Below are 18,812 nucleotides of genomic sequence, written 5' to 3'. Positions count from 1 at the left end.
GTATGCGTATTTTAGTTGTAGAAGATGAAGATGCTATAAGAGATTTGATAGCAATAAATTTAGAGATGGTTGGTTATGAAGTATTTTGTGCGGAAGATGGTATTAAAGCAAAAGAATTTTTAGAAAAAGATACAGTTGATTTAATTTTACTAGATGTAATGATTCCTGGAATCGATGGATTTTCACTGATTGAGGAAATAAATAGCTACAATATACCTGTAATATTTGTAACTGCAAAAGAATCAGTACTTGATAGAGTAAAAGGGTTAAGATTAGGAGCAGAGGACTATATAGTAAAACCATTTGAGACAATAGAGCTTTTAGCAAGAATTGAAGTTGTATTAAGAAGATGCAATAAATCTGAAAAGGTTGTTAAATTTAATCATATAGAAGTTTATACTGACCAAAGAACTGTAAAAATGAATAATGAAGATGTATACTTAACAGCTAAAGAATATGAATTACTTATGTTATTTTTACAAAATAGAAATATTGCACTATCTAGAGATCAGATTCTTAATAGAGTCTGGGGGTATGAGTATATAGGTGAAAGTAGAACTGTTGATATACATGTTCAGAGGATAAGAGAGAAATTAGAATTAAAAGAATATATTAAAACAATATTTAAGGTTGGTTATAGATTAGAAGACTAATCTGAGATAAGTTTATATTATTAAAATAAAAAAGATGTATTGATGGTATTGTCGATACATCTTTTTTTATTTATATGAATAGTGATTTGAAATTAATGATAAAAGATAAGAATTGAGTACATAATAAAACATGTAACTACCTAGTAGAAATGATTGAAAAAAATTAATAAAGATTTATATCAAAAAACTAGCTAAATTATATATGAAAAAATAACATACTTTTACAATAAATATGTTATTATAAACTAGATTATAATATAAAGTCTACAATAACCATGAAAGGATTAAAACATGAGCAAAAAAGTAAAAATACAAAAACCAATAATAAATAATATATTAGAAAATATTGACGATGTAGCCGATACAATTTATGAAAAAGAAGCTATCGAAGATAGTTTAATAGAGAATATAAATATCAATGGAATAGAAGATGTTAAAGTTAAATTTAATACTTGCATATTCAAAAATACTACATTTGAATATTGTAATTTTAAAAAGAGTGATATAACAGATGTTGTATTTGAAAATTGTGATCTATCTAATATTAATTTCTCTGACAGTGGTTTGTATAGGGTTGAGTTTATAAACTGTAAGTTAATAGGTGCAAGATTTGACGACTCTGTATTAACTAGCGTAACATTTAAAGATAGTATATGTAAATTCTCTAACTTTGCTTTTTCAAAATTTAAAGGTGTGAATTTTGAAGGTTCTGATTGTCAAAGCTCTGTATTTCAAGATGTAATAAATGAAAAGCTTTTATTAAATTCTGTGAATCTAAATAAAAGTGTATTTACAGGCATGAAACTATCAGATGTAGATTTCACAAACTGTAGCATAGAAGATATAGAGTTAACTTTAAAAGATATAAAAGGAGCAAAGTTTACTGTAGTACAAGCGCTTGATTTGACTAGATTAATGGGAATAGTTATACAATAAAAAGACCTGTAAATATTATTTACAGGTCTTTTAGACTACTTATGCAGCATTTTTTATACTTTTATTATTTTCTAATCCATTCTTTTTGATCATATAGTTGTAAACTGGTAATCCTATAAGAGTTATTATAACTCCGCCTAAAGACATCATAGTACTTTTAGGTCCTGCAAGGAATAATTGATCTATTACAACAAATAATCCACTAGCTATTGCTACTAATGGTATTACAGGATACATTGGTACTTTATATGGTCTATGTAAGTTTGGATGAGTTTTTCTAAGTTTTATTACACCGATAAATGTTAATACATAGAATGACCATACAGCAAACATAGATAAATCACTTAATAAGTTAAATTGTCCAGATAAAGCATATAGTGCAGAAAGTACTGCCATTAATATTGTAGAGTTAGCTGGAACATCGTATTTATTTAATTTGCCTAAAGCATTAGGTAAAGTTTTTTGTTGAGCTAAAGTATAAGTAATTCTTGGACCAGTTAATAAGTATCCATTTATACATCCAAATACTGATACTAGTATACCTACAGTTATTACTTTACCACCTATTTTACCAAATAAAACTTCTGCAACTACTGAAGCTGGAGAAGCATAGTTTGCTAAATCACTTGCTGGTAACACCCAAAGGTAAGCTATATTTATTATAACGTATACACCCATAACTAAAGTTAATCCACCTATTATTGCTTTTGGTAAATCCTTTCCAGGATCTTTCATTTCACCAGCTACAGCACCAACATTAATCCATCCATCATAAGCAAATAATATTGCAACTAATAACTGACCTATTATACTTGAAGATTTAACTCCTTCTCCAACCATAGGTTGCATTATTGAGTTGTCTCCACTACCATTTAAAAATCCAAATACTATTATTAATACAAGAGGTAGTAACTTACAAACTGTAGATACTGTCTGTATAGCTCCACTTGTTTTTGATCCTAAAGTATTTAATACACCTACTAGTAATATTACACCTACTGTTATAGGTATAACCAATGATTGGTCTCCTAACAATATAGCAGATTGTTGTCCAAACATAACTGATATAGCGGCTATAGTAGCTGGGAAGAATAAAACTGATTGCATCCATCCAGTTAAAAATCCTAATTTTTTACCGTATATCTCTTCGATATATATCATCATACCACCTGTTTTAGGTATTGCAGCTGATATTTCAGCGGCAGTAAGACCTGCAGTTATTGTCATTATACCTGCTATGACCCATGCCACCATTCCTAGTCCTGGTGCTCCACCAGTTAATTCATATACTGCTTGAGGCTTGAAGAATACACCACCACCAATAACCATACCAACAACTGTTGATAAAGCCGCAGCAAATCCAAGATTTTTCTGTAGATTTTTCTTTTCCATTTTCTTACCTTTCTTGTTGCATATTATGTCGAATTGCTAGAACGCAAGTATTATTATAATATAAACATTGTGTATTTCAATATTTTTTTAAATGAAAAAATACAAAATTCGACAAAAATAAATGACGTAACCATTTTATGGAATTGTAGGTATTGAAATTACTAGATTTTATGAAAGTATGAAAATAATAGGTAAATAAAGTTTATATTTTAAGGCAAGTGTGAATCTATACTATAATTAATCTATTTAGAAAACAAAGTAATTTCAGAAAAATAAAGAAATTAAAAATTGATATTCACTTTATGATAATGACTATTATTCGCCTTTAGTGTATAATTAATATATTAATATGATATAGGAGGAATATTTTATGTGGATAATGTATGCTTTTGCATCTGCTTTGTTTGCAGGAATAACATCGATACTTGCTAAAATAGGTATAAAAAATACAGACTCTAACCTAGCGACTGCTCTTAGAAGTATTGTCATACTTCTGTTTGCCTGGGCTATGGTATTTATTGTAGGTTCTCAAAATAGTATATATGACATTAGTAGCAGAAGCTTAGTATTTTTAATTTTGTCTGGATTAACGACGGGGGGGTCTTGGATCTGTTATTTTAAAGCTCTTCAACTAGGCGATGTGAATAAAGTTGTACCAATAGATAAATCAAGTACAATACTTACAATGGTATTAGCATTTGTACTATTAGGTGAAGAAATAAACATATATATGACAATTGGAATGATAGCAATAGGTTTTGGTACATATTTAATGATAGAAAAGAAAGAACAAAATAGTAACTATTCAGTTAATAAGAGCAGTAATATTTCATGGATAGTATATGCATTCTTATCAGCTATATTTGCTAGTATGACATCTATTCTTAGTAAGATAGGAATAGAAAATGTTGAATCAAACTTAGGTACAGCTATTAGAACCATAGTTGTGTTGATAATGGCTTGGGTTATTGTATTTATGATGAAAAAGCAAGGTGAAATAAAAAATATAGATAAAAAGAGTTGGATTTTCATATGCTTGTCTGGACTTACAACAGGGCTTTCGTGGTTATTTTATTACAAAGCTTTGCAAGAAGGAAAAGCAAGTATTGTTGTTCCAATAGATAAACTAAGTATTTTAGTTACTGTATCTTTTGCATATATTTTCTTAAAGGAAAAACTTACAAAGAAATCTTTTATAGGATTGATACTAGTTGTGTTTGGAACATTAGTATTAATTATATAAAGACTTCACTAAATGACCAACGAGAGTTGGTCTTATTTTATTTTTACATAAAATCAAAATTAAAAATATGATCTGTAACCATTGAAAAAACAAGTGGAGCATATTGTGACAAAAAAGTCAATTGACATGTCCTAAACATATAGTTACAATTTAGTTACATATTTTAAGAGAGCTATTAATATAATTTACAAATATATGACAATCAGATTCTAGAAGTTTACGTTTTATTTAAATTTTAAATAGGGGGGAAAATAATGAGTTTGAGAGATAAGAAAATTATTATATCAGCTACTCTAGCTGTATTACTATTGATAGTATTTTTAGGTGGATATTGGACTTTAGAAAAAGAAGGACTTACTTTGATTGTAAAGGGAGAAGAAATAAAAGTACATAGCTTTAAAAACTCTATTAAAGAAGTTTTACTAGAAAATAATATAGAGTATGATGATGACGATGAAATTAGCCCTAGTGTAGACACAAAGCTAGAGGACTATATGACAATTAAGGTAGTAGATGTTAATGTTAAGCAGCTAACTGAATATGAGGATATTGAATACGAGACTAAAATAATTGAAGATAATAACCTTGAAAAAGGAAAAACAAAGATAGAACAAGATGGAGAAAATGGGAAAAAAGAATTATCTTACAAATTAACATACCATGATGGAGAGTTAGTAGATAAAGCTTTAGTAAGTGAGGCTATTTCTAAGGATGTTGTAGATAAAGTTGTAAAAAAGGGAATAAAAGAAGAGGTTATAGTTGCATCTAGAGGAGAAAGTTCAAGAAGCGGAAACGGTATGAAAGTTGTTGCTACTGCATATGCAGGTGATGGTATAACTTCAACTGGTACAGTACCTAAATGGGGCACAATTGCTGTAGATCCGAGTGTGATACCTTATGGGACAAAAGTTTATATACCACAATTTGGGATGACATTTGTAGCAGAAGATTGTGGTGGAGCGATAAAAGGAAATAAAATTGATATCTTCATGGGAAGTGAAAGTGAGGCTTATAGCTGGGGAAGACGTACAATAGATATTGTTATTAATTAGAAGTAACATATTTATTACATACTTAGCTAGTTAGAATAATGCTAAACTTAATATTTGAAGAAAATTACTAGTAATGTAGCTACACTTATTTTGTGTAGCTATTGTTGTATGTAATCAGAAAATATAATATTCGGTCGATGAATGTCGAGATTTTTTGATTTGAAAAACTTTACTTAAAAGTTAAAAACATATAAAATAATAATTACAGTAAAACTACTACGATAATAAATAAACAAACAAAGGGGAATACACTATGGATTGCGTAAAAACAATGGATTACATGAAAACATATGAAGAGTGGATGAATAATCCTTACTTCGACGAAAATACAAGAGAAGAACTAGCTAAACTTAAAGATGATAAAAAAGAAATAGAAGATAGATTCTACAAAGATTTAGAATTTGGAACTGCTGGCCTTAGAGGTGTAATAGCTGCTGGGACTAATAGAATAAATAATTATACAGTAAGAAGAGCTACTTTTGGACTTGCAAACTACATAATAAAAAATACAACTGATGAAGAAAAAAATAGAGGAGTTGTAATAGCACATGACAATAGACATATGTCTAGAGAGTTCTGTATGGAAGCTGCTAATACTCTTGCTGCATGTGGAATAAAAGCATATATATTTGATAGTTTAAGAACTACTCCTGAATTATCATTTGCAGTAAGAAACTTACACGCTATTGCAGGTATAGTAATAACTGCAAGTCATAACCCTCCAGAATATAACGGATACAAAGTATACTGGGAAGATGGGGCTCAAGTTATGCCTCACATAGCAAATACAATAACTGAAGAAATAAACAGTATAAAAGACTATAGTACAATACCAACAATAACTGAAGAAAATAAAAATTTAGTTATTATGCTTGGAGAAGATGATGATACATCTTTTATAGAAGCAGTTAAAAAGCAAGTAATAAGAAGAGACTTAGTAGAAAATATAGGAAAAGATTTCAAGATTGTTTATACTCCACTTTGTGGAACAGGTAATGTTCCAATAAGAAGAGCACTTAAAGAGGTTGGGTTTGAAAATATTTTAGTTGTTGCTGAAGAAGAGATGCCAGATCCAAACTTTGCTGGACTTGACTATCCTAATCCAGAGGAGCAAAAAGCGTTAAATAGAGGAATACTTTTAGCAAAAGAACAAGGAGCAGATCTAGTAATAGCTACTGATCCAGATTGTGATAGAGTAGGGGTTGCTGTAAAGACAACTACTGGGGAATACGCACTTCTTACAGGAAACCAAATTGGTGGATTATTAACTAACTATATAATAGAAGGATTAAAAGAAAAGAATGAGTTAAAAGATAACTCTGCATTAATAAAAACAATAGTAACTTCTGAGTTTGGAGCAGATATAGCGAAAGCAAATAACATAGAAGTTATGAGTGTACTTACTGGATTTAAGTTTATAGGTGAAAAAATAAAAGGATTTGAAGAAACTAATTCTAATACTTATTTATTTGGGTATGAAGAGAGTTATGGTTACTTAGTTGGAACACATGCAAGAGATAAAGATGGTGTAGTTGCATCTGTTTTAATATCTGAGATGGCTGCGTTCTATTACTCAAAAGGTATGAGCTTATATGAAGGATTAATGGAATTATACAAAAACTATGGATTCTTTAAAGAAAAAACTATTTCTATAACTTTAAAAGGTATAGAAGGTCTTAATAAAATACAAGAAATAATAGCTTACTTTAGAGAAAATGAGTTATCTCAATTAAATAATACTAAAGTAGTTGATTCTAAAGACTATAAGCAAGGAATAGATGGTCTTCCAAAGGCTGATGTATTAAAATACTTCTTAGAAGACGGATCTTGGGTAGCAGTAAGACCATCAGGAACTGAACCTAAACTTAAGTTCTATGTAGCTGTAAAAGGTGCTGATGAAGCAGAAGCTGATTCTAAATTAAATGGAATAAACAAAGACATAGATGCTTTATTAGAAAAATTAATGTAAATAAATAACTAGACTAGGATAAAATCCTAGTCTTTTTTATATATAGTCAAAGTATAAATATATATAAGGCTATAGTTTTAAATTTATACTTTGCTAAGGGGGGATGTGAGATAATGATAATATGCAAAGATACTATATTGAAAATTATTAGAAATTCATACTATAGTGATATAAATTCTAAAGCAGCTGAAATATCTTTTTATTTGATATTATCTTTATTCCCATTTTTAATGTTTACAATTAGTACTATTGTTTATATTCCTGTAATACATCTAAATAAATATATATTGCTTCTTCAAAATATTATTCCTCCTAGTGCATTTGAGCTTATATATTCAATAATTAATTCTGCTAGAGACAACAGAAGTTTAAGCTTTATAATAATGAGTTTTATTCTTACAATGTGGACATCATCTAGAGCTGTGGTTGCTTTAATAAAGGCTACAAACAGAGCATATAGAATGAAAGAGTCTAGATCATATATTAAGAGGCTTAGGATTGCCTTAATATTTACACTAATCTTACTACTTTTAATATTTTCTTCTATGATATTTTTAGTTTATGGTGAAAAACTAGGATATTTTATTTTTAATCTAATAGGTTTAGATAATATCTTTATGAAAATATGGAATATCTGTAGATATACAGGAGGTATAACGACCGTTATTATTATCTTTGTAAGTTTGTATGTATACACTCCAAACAAAAAAATCATGATGAAAGAAGCTCTGCCAGGCGCAATAGTATCAACTTTTGGTTGGTTAATAGTATCCTTTGGATACTCATATTATACTAATTATTATGCAAGATATGATGTTATTTATGGTAGTATTGGAGGTATAATAGTTTTAATGACATGGATGTATTTGAGTAGTTGGGCTATGCTTATTGGTCTAGAAGTAAATGCCAGGATATATTTAAGAAGAAGTCTTAAATAAAAATGGATAAATATAAAAAGAAGTATGAATATATAACTATATATTCATACTTCTTTTGCTTTTACAATTAAAATTTATTTCCTTGTGAAAACAAAACTTTCTTCAGATGATAGAGATTCATTAAATGTATATCCTTGTTCATTAAAAAGTTTTAGATCCTCGGCAATATCAATTTTGTTTTTGATAATATAATTAAGCATATAACCACGAGCCTGCTTAGAATACATCCCTTTGACTTTATAACTATCAGTAGAAGGATGATAATCTTTAAACACTACATCTACAAAACTATAAGAGCTTCTTATAGTTTTTAAATCGATACACTTTAAGTATTCAGAAGATGCAAGGTTTACCAGTATCTTATTAGTTTGATTTTCAAGCTCACAACAAAGTTTATTTGTTATTTTTTCTTTCCAAAACTTATACAAGTTATCTCCTGAATTATTTTTAAATTTACTTTTCATCTCAAGCCTATAAGGTTCTATAATATCATATGGAGATAGGACACCATAAAGACCTGATAGTATTTTAAAATGAGTATTAGCGAAATCAAAATCATCTTCATTAAACTCATGTATATTAGCACAACTAAAAACTTCTCCATCAAATGCAAGAATACTTTGAGCTCTTAGATTGTCTTTTTTCGAGTAATTATTGTATCGCTCAAAGTTTAACTTCCCTAAGTCTTCGCTAAGATTCATCAAATTTCTTATTTCATCAACCTTTAAATTTTTTAAGATACTAATTAAATAGTTTGCTTCTTCAATAAAGAATGGATTAGATGAATTTTTTATATTTACTTTTTTAGTAAAATCCATAGTAGTAGTAGGAGAAATAATAGTTATCAAATTTGTCACCTCAAATAATATAAATTTAGTTTTCAATTAATTATACTAAATTTATACCCAAAATAAATTGATTTATTAAAAAATAAAATAAATATTAGTATAAGTAAATAAATAAAAAATTAATATAAACATAAACTTATCAATACTAAACTTTTATAAAATTAATGTAAACTTTTACAAAAGATTATTCTTTGTAACACTTGAAAGAACACAGTATGCAGGTTCTATACAATAAAATTAAAAAAATACACTAAAAAACATTAAAAAAAATGATGAAATTTAGCGTGTTAAAAAAATAACTAAGTGGCAGTATACAACACACACTCACTTATATATAATATTAATAAATCAGAAAAAGGAAGGGATATTATGGCCAGGCGGCGATTTGCGAAAAAAATGAGTTTAATTATTATAGGCTCAATAATACTAGCTTTTGGAGTATATAACTTTTACTATGTAAATAATATTACAGAAGGTGGAGTGTTAGGACTTTTACTACTGCTTAAGAATTTATTCGATATACAACCCTCAATTGCAAATATTATAATTGACGGCTCACTTCTATTACTTGGTTACAGGTTCTTTGGTAAAAAATTTTTTATCTATTCAGTAATTGCCTCAATAAGTTTTTCATTATTTTATAAGGTATTTGAATCTATAGGACCGATATTTCCAAAGTTTGATAGTATGTTTATTGTAACCATATTGGCAGGTCTTACTGTAGGAAGTGGAGTTGGAATTATAATAAAGGCAGGATGTGCAGCAGGAGGAGACGATGCTTTAGCATTAGTAATTGCTAAGACTACATCTTTAAATGTAGGTCGTGTTTATTTATTAACGGATATAATGGTACTATTATTATCTTTGTTATATTTATCTATATTTGATGTATTTTATTCCCTTATAGCTGTAAGTATAAGTGGTAAGGTTATAGACTTTATTTATTATCATAATAATGAGAAAAATGAATTAGTCACTAATTAATAAAGGAGTTATCCTTAAAAAACATTTAACAAGCAATTAAACTAAGTGCTTGTTAAAAAGTTTTCAGGATAACTCTTTTGTTGTACGTTAATTTGATATTTAAACTACACTAAATAAGAAAAATAACATAAAAAATATTATATATATGATTTGATTATGAAAAAAGAGCTGTATATATAGTTAAAAAATAGATTATGTTGCACTAATAAAATATATAGTGTACTATAAATATAGAATTAATACACATTGAGGGGGAATTAATATGAAAATAAAAGTTGGATTAAACGGATTTGGTAGAATAGGTAGAGCAGTATTAAGAATTGCTCAAGAAAACCTAGACTCTAATATAGAAATAGTAGCAATAAATGCAAGAGCAGATGTAGACACACTAGCACATTTATTTACTTATGATTCGTGCTATGGAACATTTAAAGGCGAAGTTAGTACAAAAGGTAAAGATACACTATGCGTTAACTCTGAAGAAATAAAAATATTATCTTTTAATAGCCCAGAAGAAATACCATGGAATGATTTAGGCGTAGATATTGTAATAGAATCTACAGGTATTTTTACTAAGAGAGAACTTGCTCAAAAACATATTGAAGCAGGAGCTAAAAAAGTAATTATTACTGCACCAGGAGAAAATGAAGACATAACTATTGTTATGGGTGTCAATGAGAAAGAGTATGATGAAAATAAACATAATATAATATCTAATGCATCGTGTACAACGAATTGCCTAGCTCCATTAGCGAAGGTATTAGATGATGAGTTTAAAATAAAAAAAGGTTTAATGACAACTATACACTCATACACTAATGACCAAAGAATATTAGATAAAACACACAAAGATTTAAGACGTGCAAGAACTGCTTGTGAATCTATGATTCCTACAACTACAGGAGCAGCAAAAGCTGTATCAAAAGTATTACCTCAGCTAGAAGGAAAATTAAATGGATTCTCTGTAAGAGTTCCTACTCCAACAGTATCATTAGTTGATTTAGTTTGTGAATTAGAAAAAAACGTTACAATAGAAGAAGTAAACTCTGTACTAGAAAAAGCTTCAAAAAATGAGATGAAAAATATACTTGGATATAGTGATAAGCCTCTAGTATCTATAGATTATAGACAAGATTCAAGATCATCAATAGTAGATGGACTTTCTACAATGATAATAGAAGATAATATGATTAAAGTTGTATCATGGTATGACAATGAATGGGGATATTCATCTAGAACTGTAGATTTAGCAAATTATGTAGCAAAAGGGTTAATATTAAATAATAATAATAAAAGTACGAAAGAGCTTGCATTTGCTTAATAATTAGATTCCTTACAAACCTAAAGTTTAAAATCAAACTATCAAAAATGTCATATAAAGTTGAATTTAACAAAAATTACCTTTATAATAGTATGATAGAAAAAACTAAAGGTCATGAGGGGAGATTTGTATGGATAGTCAAATTCAAAAGAGAAGGGTAAAAGATGTAAATTTAGAAACATTTATATTTTTACTTATTTTATTACTAGGTTTTGGGTATATAGCAAGTGTTATGGGTGCTGGTATTATGTTTAAAGTAATAATGAATACAGCACACGACTTATTGCTGAATACAGTATTTTTAATTATGGCAATGGCAGTGTTAGCTGGAGCCTTAAGTGGGCTTTTATCAGAGTTTGGGGTTATTGCATTAGTCAATAAAATATTTGCTGTATTTATGAAGCCATTATATGGGCTTCCAGGTGCGAGTATTGCTGGTGCAATCACCACTTATTTATCTGATAACCCAGCCATAATATCATTTGCCAAAGATAAAAGTTTCACAAAGTATTTCAAAGACTACCAAATACCAGCACTATGTAACTTAGGAACATCATTTGGTATGGGGCTTATACTTACTACATTCATGATTTCGCAAGGTCAAGAGTTTGTACTACCTGCTATTATTGGGAATATAGCTGCGATAATAGGTAGTATTATGAGTGTAAGAATAATGATACACTTTACTAAAAAGTTTTATAAATACGAAGATTCAAATAAGGTAGTTGATAATGAAATAGCGTTGACTACTGAAGTAGATGAAGGCTACAGAGAGATTAGGGATGGTAATACATTCCAAAGGGTACTTGATTCTATATTAGAAGGTGGAAAAAATGGAGTAGAAATGGGACTTGCTATAATACCTGGAGTATTAGTTGTTTGTACATTAGTTATGCTATTAACTTTTGGTCCTTCTACAGACCCTACTACTGGAGCTGTAGTATATACAGGGGCAGCATATGAGGGTGTAGGGCTACTTCCGATAATAGGAGAAAAATTAAGTTTCATACTTGAACCACTATTTGGATTCACTTCTCCAGAAGCTATAGCATTTCCAATTACATCTTTAGGAGCTGTTGGTGCTGCTATGTCACTAGTACCTCAATTTATAACTGACGGAGTAGTTACTCCTAATGATATAGCTGTATTTACTGCAATGGGAATGTGTTGGAGTGGATATTTAAGTACTCATGTTGGTATGATGGATGCTTTAAATGCAAGAAAGTTAACAAGTAAAGCTATAATTGCTCATACAATTGGTGGTATTTTTGCCGGTGTAAGTGCACACTTTATATTTATGATTATAGGGTAGTAATCTAAACTGATTTAAAATTAATTAATTTTAAATCAGTTTTTTTATTGAAGCTTCATTGATACATATAGAAAAATTATGAATTAAAAAAGCCAAATAGTTAATTATATACTTAGATGGATTTAATTAAAAATATCATCAAAAGGAGGACTAATTTTGGATATAGCGATAAGTTTAATCGGGGGATTAGGACTTTTTTTATATGGCATGAGTCTTATGGGAGAAGGGCTACAAAAATCAGCAGGAGATAAATTAAAAAAAACAATAGAACTTTTAACTAGCAATGTATTAATGGGTGTATTAGTTGGAACCGTAGTAACTGCAATAATACAAAGTTCAAGTGCAGCTACTGTAATGGTAGTAGGTTTTGTTAATGCTGGAATTATGGGGCTTAATCAAGCTATTGGAGTAATCATGGGTGCTAATATTGGTACCACTGTTACTGCTCAGTTAGTAAGTTTTAAGTTAGAAGGTATAGCACCTATAGCACTTGGAATTGGTATAGTGCTTTATCTTTTTGCACCTAGAACAAGAGTAAAAAATATCGCTGAAATACTACTTGGATTTGGGATATTATTTACAGGTATGGAGTTTATGAAAGATGCAGTTAAACCATTAGCTGAGTTTCAGGGATTCACAGATATTTTAGCAACTGTTGGACATAGACCAATTCTAGGTTTATTCTTAGGTTTTGCTATAACAGCTATAGTTCAAAGTTCAAGTGCATCTATGGGAATGTTAATTGCACTGGCTACACAAGGTATAATACCAATAACAGCTGCCCTACCAATTTTATATGGTGACAATATTGGTACTTGCGTTACATCACTAATCTCAAGTGTTAGTGCAAATAGAAATGCAAAAAGGGCAGCAGTAATGCATTTATTATTTAATATTATGGGTACTTTATTATTCATGCTAGTGCTGAATAAACCTATTGTTGCATTAGTTACAAGGTTAAATCCAAATGATGTTGCAAGACAAATTGCTAATACTCACACACTTTTTAACTTAATTTCTGTAGCTGCATTACTTCCTTTCTCAAAATGGATAGTACAGGCAGCGATAAAGCTTGTTCCGAATAAAGATGATGGTGAAGAGAAGAGTACATTGTATCTAGATGAAAGAATGTTAGAAACGCCATCTATAGCTTTTGGTAACACTATGAAAGAAACTTTAAGAATGGGACAAAAGGCAAAAATTTGTTTTGAGTCTTCTATGAATGGATTTTTAAATAAATCAGATGAAGAAGTAAAAGTCGCCTTTGAAACTGAGAAGTCAATAAATGAACTTCAGCGGGGATTACTTAACTATTTGTTAAAATTATCTAAAACTTCTTTAAATAATGATTTAATAGAGTCTGTAGATGATCTCTTTAATACCATAAATGATATAGAAAGAGTAGGAGACCACTCAGAAAATATTGCAGAACTAGCACAGGATATTATCTCTCAAAATGTTGAAATGTCACAAGAGGGTGTGAATGAAGTAAGGGGAATGTATGAAAAAGTACTAGAAAACTATAATAATGCTCTTAAATTAATCGATAGTAAAGATAAAGACTTAGCAAATAAGATCCTGAAATTAGAGGATGAAGTTAACCAAATAGAAAAATCTATAAGAGTTAATCATATTCATAGACTAAATAATAGTAATTGCACTATAGACGCTGGAATATTATACCTAGAATTAATAAGTAACCTTGAAAGAATATCAGATCACTGTGCCAACATTGCAAAGAGAAGTTTAATCGAATAAAAATACATCTAACATATAACTAATAGGTAGCTAATAATAGCTACCTATTTTTATTATTAAATCATAAAAAATAGTATGTGCTCATAAAAATAATAGTAGTAGATTTAACTTTTGCATTTGTTTTGGGGGGGATAACATTGAGTGAAATATATCATTTAGGAGTGGATATAGGATCAACAACAGTAAAGATAGTAGTTTTAGATGGTAGTGATAATATAATATATAAAGAATATAAAAGACATTACTCAGATGTAAAAAAATCAATTAAAGAAGTATTAGAGGATGTTTATAACAAACTTGGAGATGTAGTTATAAAAATTATAATTACAGGTTCAGGTGGAATTGATATTTCTAAAAAAATTGGTGTAAAGTTTGTTCAAGAAGTAATCTCTTCTACAAAAGCTATTGAAACTTATAACCCAGGAACAGATGTAGCAATTGAACTAGGAGGAGAGGATGCAAAAATAACCTATCTAACTGGTGGAATAGATCAAAGAATGAACGGTATATGTGCTGGTGGTACAGGTGCATTTATAGATCAAATGGCATCGCTATTAAAAACCGATGCTAATGGATTAAATGAACTCGCTAAAGATTATAAAGTAATATATCCTATAGCTTCACGATGCGGTGTATTTGCCAAAACAGATATACAGCCTTTAATAAATGATGGTGCAAGAAAAAGTGATATAGCTATGAGTATATTTAATGCAGTAGTAGTTCAAACTGTAAGTGTTTTATCCTGTGGAAGAAAAATAGATGGCAAGGTAGCTTTTTTAGGAGGTCCACTTTACTTTTTATCTCAGTTGAGGGAAGCTTTTAAAAGGGTATTAAACATAGAAGATAAAGATATTATATTTCCTGAGGATGCACAGCTTTACATAGCTATTGGAGCAGCTTTATTAGCTAAGAATGAAGATGAAGTATATTTAAAAGATATTATTAATAAATTAAATAAAATTGAATCTAACTGTATAGACAATAATAGCATTCTTGATCCACTATTTGAGAATGAAGATGAATATAAAAATTTTATAGAAAAGCATAATAAAGATTTTATTGAGGTTAAGGAGATAAAAGATTTTATAGGCGATTGTTTTTTAGGGATAGATGCAGGTTCAACAACAACAAAGGCTGTATTAATAAATGAAAATGGAGATTTGATTTATTCTTACTATGGAAGTAATGAAGGGAATCCATTAAAAACTACAATCAAAATTATGGATGAAGTTTATAATAAGTTACCAGTAAAAAGTAAAATTGTTAGTTCTACTGTAACTGGTTATGGAGAAGGACTTATAAAAAAAGCTTTAAAGGTAGATCATGGGGAGATAGAGACTATTGCTCATTATAAGGCGGCAAAATTTTTCAATAAAAATGTTGATTTTATATTAGATATTGGTGGACAAGACATGAAGTGCTTAAAAATAAAAAATGGTGTAATAGATAGTATAATTTTAAATGAGGCCTGCTCATCAGGATGTGGGTCATTTTTAGAAACATTCTCTCATTCTTTGTCTATGAATATTGATGAATTTGTTAGAGCAGGAATATATGCGAAATCACCTGTAGATCTAGGTTCAAGATGCACTGTATTTATGAACTCTAGAGTAAAACAGGCACAAAAAGATGGAGCTAGCATATCAGATATATCAGCAGGGCTTTCTTACTCAGTAATAAAGAATACATTATTTAAAGTAATAAAAATAAGAGATATAAATGAGATTGGTGATAATATAGTAGTTCAAGGTGGTACATTTTATAATGATTTAGTACTAAGAAGCTTTGAAAAATTGATTAATAAACAAGTTACAAGACCATCAATAGCTGGACTTATGGGAGCATTCGGTGCAGCATTAATAGCTAAGGAAAATTATACAAAAGGTTATAAAACCAAACTACTTTCAAAAGATCAATTAAAATTAATAAATCTAGACAGTAATGTTGAAAGATGCAAAGGATGTTCAAATAAATGTTTACTTACAGTAAATAGATGTCTAGATGGTGAGTTATTTGTGTCTGGAAATAGATGTGAAAAAGGAGAGCAACTTTTAAATAGCACAACAAAAGTAATTGATTCAAAAAAAGAAAATATTAATTTATTTAAGTATAGATATGACAGAATCTTTAAATACAAATCTATAAAAAATCAAGATGCTAAGTACGGCGATATAGGAATACCTAGAGTATTAAACATGTATGAAGATTTTCCATTTTGGTTTACTTTTTTTTCTGATTTAGGTTTTAGAGTTGTTTTATCAAATAGATCATCTAAAGAAATCTATGAAAAAGGAATAACGAGTATTGCATCAGAAACAGTATGTTATCCTGGAAAACTAGTACATGGTCATATAGAAAACTTAATTGAAAAGGGTGTAAGAAACATATTTTATCCATGTATAACTAATGAAGAAAAAGAAGATTATAATGCCGATAATAACTACAATTGCCCTGTAGTTATTTCTTATTCAGAGGTAATTAAAAATAATGTAGAAAAGATAAGAGATAATAATATAAATTATATTAATCCTTTTATAAGCCTAAATGCAAAAGAAAAACTTAAAGAGAGACTATTTAAAGAGCTTAATAAATACTTTGAAAATATAAAGAAGGAAGACATATCAAGAGCTGTAGATAAGGGATATAAAGAGCAATTTGATTTCAAAGAAGATATAAGGTTGGCTGGAGAAAAAGCAATAAAAGAATTAGAAGCTAACAATCTTCAAGGTATCGTGCTATGTGGAAGACCATATCATATAGACCCTGAGATAAATCATGGAATTTCAGAATTAATTAATTCTTTAGGTATGGCAGTACTTACTGAAGATTCAATATGTCATATGGCTAATCTCAAAAGACCTCTTCGTGTTGTAGATCAATGGGTGTATCATTCAAGATTATATAAAGCAGCAAGTTTTGTTAAAGATAGAGATTATTTAGAACTTGTTCAATTAAATTCATTTGGTTGTGGACTAGACGCTGTAACTATAGATCAAGTACAAGAAATATTAAATGAGACATCAAAAATATATACAGTTATAAAGATTGATGAAGGTAATAATTTAGGTGCAGCAAAAATAAGATTAAGATCTCTAAAAGCAGCAGTCAAAGAAAGAAAATTACAACATAAACAAGAAACTGATTGCTTATCAAATAATAATATAACATATGAAAGAACTAACAAAATATCAATAAATGATACAATATTAGTTCCACAAATGTCTCCTATTCATTTTCAATTTATAGAAAAGGCAGTTAATTTAAGTGGCTATAATATAGTAGTATTAAAAGAAAATAATAATGAGATTATAGATGAAGGTTTAAGATATGTAAATAATGATGCATGTTATCCTGCCATTATTGTAATTGGTCAATTAATAAGTGCCCTAAAATCAGGTCAGTATGATTTAAGTAAGACTTCAGTTGCAATAACACAAACAGGAGGAGGCTGTAGGGCAACTAACTATATAGGATTTCTCAGAAAAGCTCTAAGAGACGCTGGATTTGAAAACATTCCTGTTATCTCTTTAAGTGTTAACGGAATAGAAAAAAATGATTTAATAAAAAATATTTCATTTCAATTGATTAATAGATTATTTATGGCTACTCTTTATGGCGACTTATTAATGAAAGTATTATATAGAGTGAGACCTTACGAAAAAGAAATGGGTAGTACTAATAAATTATATGAAAAATGGATTAGTATTTGTTTAAATTCTCTAGAACGTGGAAGCTTCGGTGAGTTTTCACATAATATTAAAAATATAATTAAAGAATTTGATGAATTAGAAATTATTGATACAAAAAAACCTAGAGTAGGTTTAGTTGGAGAGATATTAGTTAAATTTCATCCAATTGCCAATAATAATATTGTAGATATAATTGAAAAAGAAGGTGCTGAGGCTGTGGTTCCTGATTTTATTAATTTCTTTTTAAGTTGTTCATTAAACAGTATATATAAATACAAATACTTAGAGGGAAATTTATCTAGAAAGATTGGTAGCGAATTTCTTATATTTTTAATAAACATATATCAGAAAAATTATAAAAAAGAATTAGATAAAAGTAAACGATTCTCAGCTCCTCAGAATATAAAAATAGTTGCAAAAAATACAACATCAATAGTATCTTTAGGAAACCAAACAGGAGAAGGATGGTTGTTAACAGGAGAAATGATAGAATTAATCAATGAAGGCGTAGAAAATATAATATGTATGCAACCATTTGGTTGTTTACCAAATCATATTACAGGTAAGGGTCCCGTAAAAGAATTAAAGAGAGTATATGAAAAAGCAAATATTGTCCCAATAGACTATGATCCATCTGCAAGTGAGGTAAATCAATTAAATAGAATAAAACTTATGCTATCTAAAGCTTTTAAGAATATGTAGCAAGAGAATATTTTA

Annotated in this window: 13 protein-coding genes; 11 read left to right on the top strand and 2 right to left on the bottom strand. The window is 28.9% G+C overall.

What is annotated here, in order from left to right:
- Window positions 1-2 precede the first annotated feature (2 nt).
- Together CHL78_RS05720 and CHL78_RS05715 are read left to right on the top strand one after the other, a co-directional pair.
- Window positions 3-653 carry a response regulator transcription factor gene (locus tag CHL78_RS05720; protein ID WP_094369531.1) on the top strand — a complete coding sequence of 217 codons (651 nt, stop codon included), beginning with the start codon at window positions 3-5 and terminating at the stop codon, window positions 651-653.
- 291 nt (window positions 654-944) lie between these two features.
- Entirely contained in the window at window positions 945-1,589 is a 645-nt protein-coding gene (locus CHL78_RS05715) for a pentapeptide repeat-containing protein (RefSeq protein WP_094369532.1), read from the top strand.
- 39 nt (window positions 1,590-1,628) lie between these two features.
- On the opposite strand, the gene CHL78_RS05710 is transcribed toward CHL78_RS05715, so the two are convergent.
- Window positions 1,629-2,981: an APC family permease gene (locus CHL78_RS05710; RefSeq protein ID WP_116041250.1), complete on the bottom strand. Its 1,353-nt coding sequence runs from the start codon at window positions 2,979-2,981 to the stop codon at window positions 1,629-1,631.
- Between the two features lie 370 nt (window positions 2,982-3,351).
- Between CHL78_RS05710 and CHL78_RS05705 the strand changes: the two genes are divergently transcribed.
- The 4 genes from CHL78_RS05705 to CHL78_RS05690 all read left to right on the top strand — a co-directional run bounded on the left by CHL78_RS05705 (window position 3,352) and on the right by CHL78_RS05690 (window position 8,183).
- The gene (locus CHL78_RS05705; RefSeq protein WP_094369534.1) at window positions 3,352-4,224 is read left to right on the top strand and encodes an EamA family transporter; all 873 of its coding nucleotides are present in this window, start codon (window positions 3,352-3,354) and stop codon (window positions 4,222-4,224) included.
- Window positions 4,225-4,478: 254 nt separating this feature from the next.
- Entirely contained in the window at window positions 4,479-5,276 is a 798-nt protein-coding gene (locus tag CHL78_RS05700; RefSeq protein WP_094369535.1) for a G5 domain-containing protein, read from the top strand.
- A 271-nt stretch (window positions 5,277-5,547) separates the two neighbouring features.
- The gene (locus tag CHL78_RS05695; protein ID WP_094369547.1) at window positions 5,548-7,245 is read left to right on the top strand and encodes a phospho-sugar mutase; all 1,698 of its coding nucleotides are present in this window, start codon (window positions 5,548-5,550) and stop codon (window positions 7,243-7,245) included.
- A 113-nt stretch (window positions 7,246-7,358) separates the two neighbouring features.
- Complete coding sequence (locus CHL78_RS05690) at window positions 7,359-8,183, top strand: YihY/virulence factor BrkB family protein (RefSeq protein ID WP_094369536.1); 825 nt, start codon at window positions 7,359-7,361, stop codon at window positions 8,181-8,183.
- A gap of 74 nt (window positions 8,184-8,257) precedes the next feature.
- Here the strand turns inward: CHL78_RS05690 and CHL78_RS05685 are convergent, their stop codons facing one another.
- Window positions 8,258-9,031: a YaaA family protein gene (locus CHL78_RS05685; protein ID WP_094369537.1), complete on the bottom strand. Its 774-nt coding sequence runs from the start codon at window positions 9,029-9,031 to the stop codon at window positions 8,258-8,260.
- A gap of 396 nt (window positions 9,032-9,427) precedes the next feature.
- On the opposite strand from CHL78_RS05685, the gene CHL78_RS05680 reads away from it, so the two are divergent.
- The 5 genes from CHL78_RS05680 to CHL78_RS05660 all read left to right on the top strand — a co-directional run bounded on the left by CHL78_RS05680 (window position 9,428) and on the right by CHL78_RS05660 (window position 18,797).
- The gene (locus CHL78_RS05680; RefSeq protein WP_243446377.1) at window positions 9,428-10,015 is read left to right on the top strand and encodes a YitT family protein; all 588 of its coding nucleotides are present in this window, start codon (window positions 9,428-9,430) and stop codon (window positions 10,013-10,015) included.
- Window positions 10,016-10,277: 262 nt separating this feature from the next.
- A complete protein-coding gene (gene gap / locus CHL78_RS05675) occupies window positions 10,278-11,336 on the top strand; it encodes a type I glyceraldehyde-3-phosphate dehydrogenase (protein ID WP_094369539.1) in 1,059 nt (352 codons plus the stop codon).
- A gap of 130 nt (window positions 11,337-11,466) precedes the next feature.
- Window positions 11,467-12,648 (top strand): CD0519/CD1768 family membrane protein, encoded by a 1,182-nt coding sequence (locus CHL78_RS05670; protein WP_094369540.1) that lies wholly within the window; start codon window positions 11,467-11,469, stop codon window positions 12,646-12,648.
- A 156-nt stretch (window positions 12,649-12,804) separates the two neighbouring features.
- Window positions 12,805-14,406: a Na/Pi cotransporter family protein gene (locus tag CHL78_RS05665; RefSeq protein WP_116041248.1), complete on the top strand. Its 1,602-nt coding sequence runs from the start codon at window positions 12,805-12,807 to the stop codon at window positions 14,404-14,406.
- 137 nt (window positions 14,407-14,543) lie between these two features.
- Window positions 14,544-18,797 (top strand): 2-hydroxyacyl-CoA dehydratase, encoded by a 4,254-nt coding sequence (locus tag CHL78_RS05660; RefSeq protein WP_094368531.1) that lies wholly within the window; start codon window positions 14,544-14,546, stop codon window positions 18,795-18,797.
- Window positions 18,798-18,812: the final 15 nt, after the last annotated feature.

Origin of the sequence: Romboutsia weinsteinii (assembly GCF_002250835.2) — a bacterium.
Lineage (GTDB): Bacteria > Bacillota > Clostridia > Peptostreptococcales > Peptostreptococcaceae > Romboutsia_A > Romboutsia_A weinsteinii.
This window is presented reverse-complemented; position numbering and strand designations above follow the sequence as displayed.

Excerpts from the sequence above, each read along its gene's own strand:
- CHL78_RS05710 (WP_116041250.1), bottom strand. The coding sequence starts at position 2,981 with ATGGAAAAGAAAAATCTACAGAAAAATCTTGGATTTGCTGCGGCTTTA.
- CHL78_RS05715 (WP_094369532.1), top strand. The coding sequence starts at position 945 with ATGAGCAAAAAAGTAAAAATACAAAAACCAATAATAAATAATATATTA.
- CHL78_RS05705 (WP_094369534.1), top strand. The coding sequence starts at position 3,352 with ATGTGGATAATGTATGCTTTTGCATCTGCTTTGTTTGCAGGAATAACA.
- CHL78_RS05695 (WP_094369547.1), top strand. The coding sequence starts at position 5,548 with ATGGATTACATGAAAACATATGAAGAGTGGATGAATAATCCTTACTTC.
- CHL78_RS05670 (WP_094369540.1), top strand. The coding sequence starts at position 11,467 with ATGGATAGTCAAATTCAAAAGAGAAGGGTAAAAGATGTAAATTTAGAA.
- CHL78_RS05680 (WP_243446377.1), top strand. The coding sequence starts at position 9,428 with ATGAGTTTAATTATTATAGGCTCAATAATACTAGCTTTTGGAGTATAT.
- CHL78_RS05690 (WP_094369536.1), top strand. The coding sequence starts at position 7,359 with ATGATAATATGCAAAGATACTATATTGAAAATTATTAGAAATTCATAC.
- CHL78_RS05720 (WP_094369531.1), top strand. The coding sequence starts at position 3 with ATGCGTATTTTAGTTGTAGAAGATGAAGATGCTATAAGAGATTTGATA.
- gap (WP_094369539.1), top strand. The coding sequence starts at position 10,278 with ATGAAAATAAAAGTTGGATTAAACGGATTTGGTAGAATAGGTAGAGCA.
- CHL78_RS05700 (WP_094369535.1), top strand. The coding sequence starts at position 4,479 with ATGAGTTTGAGAGATAAGAAAATTATTATATCAGCTACTCTAGCTGTA.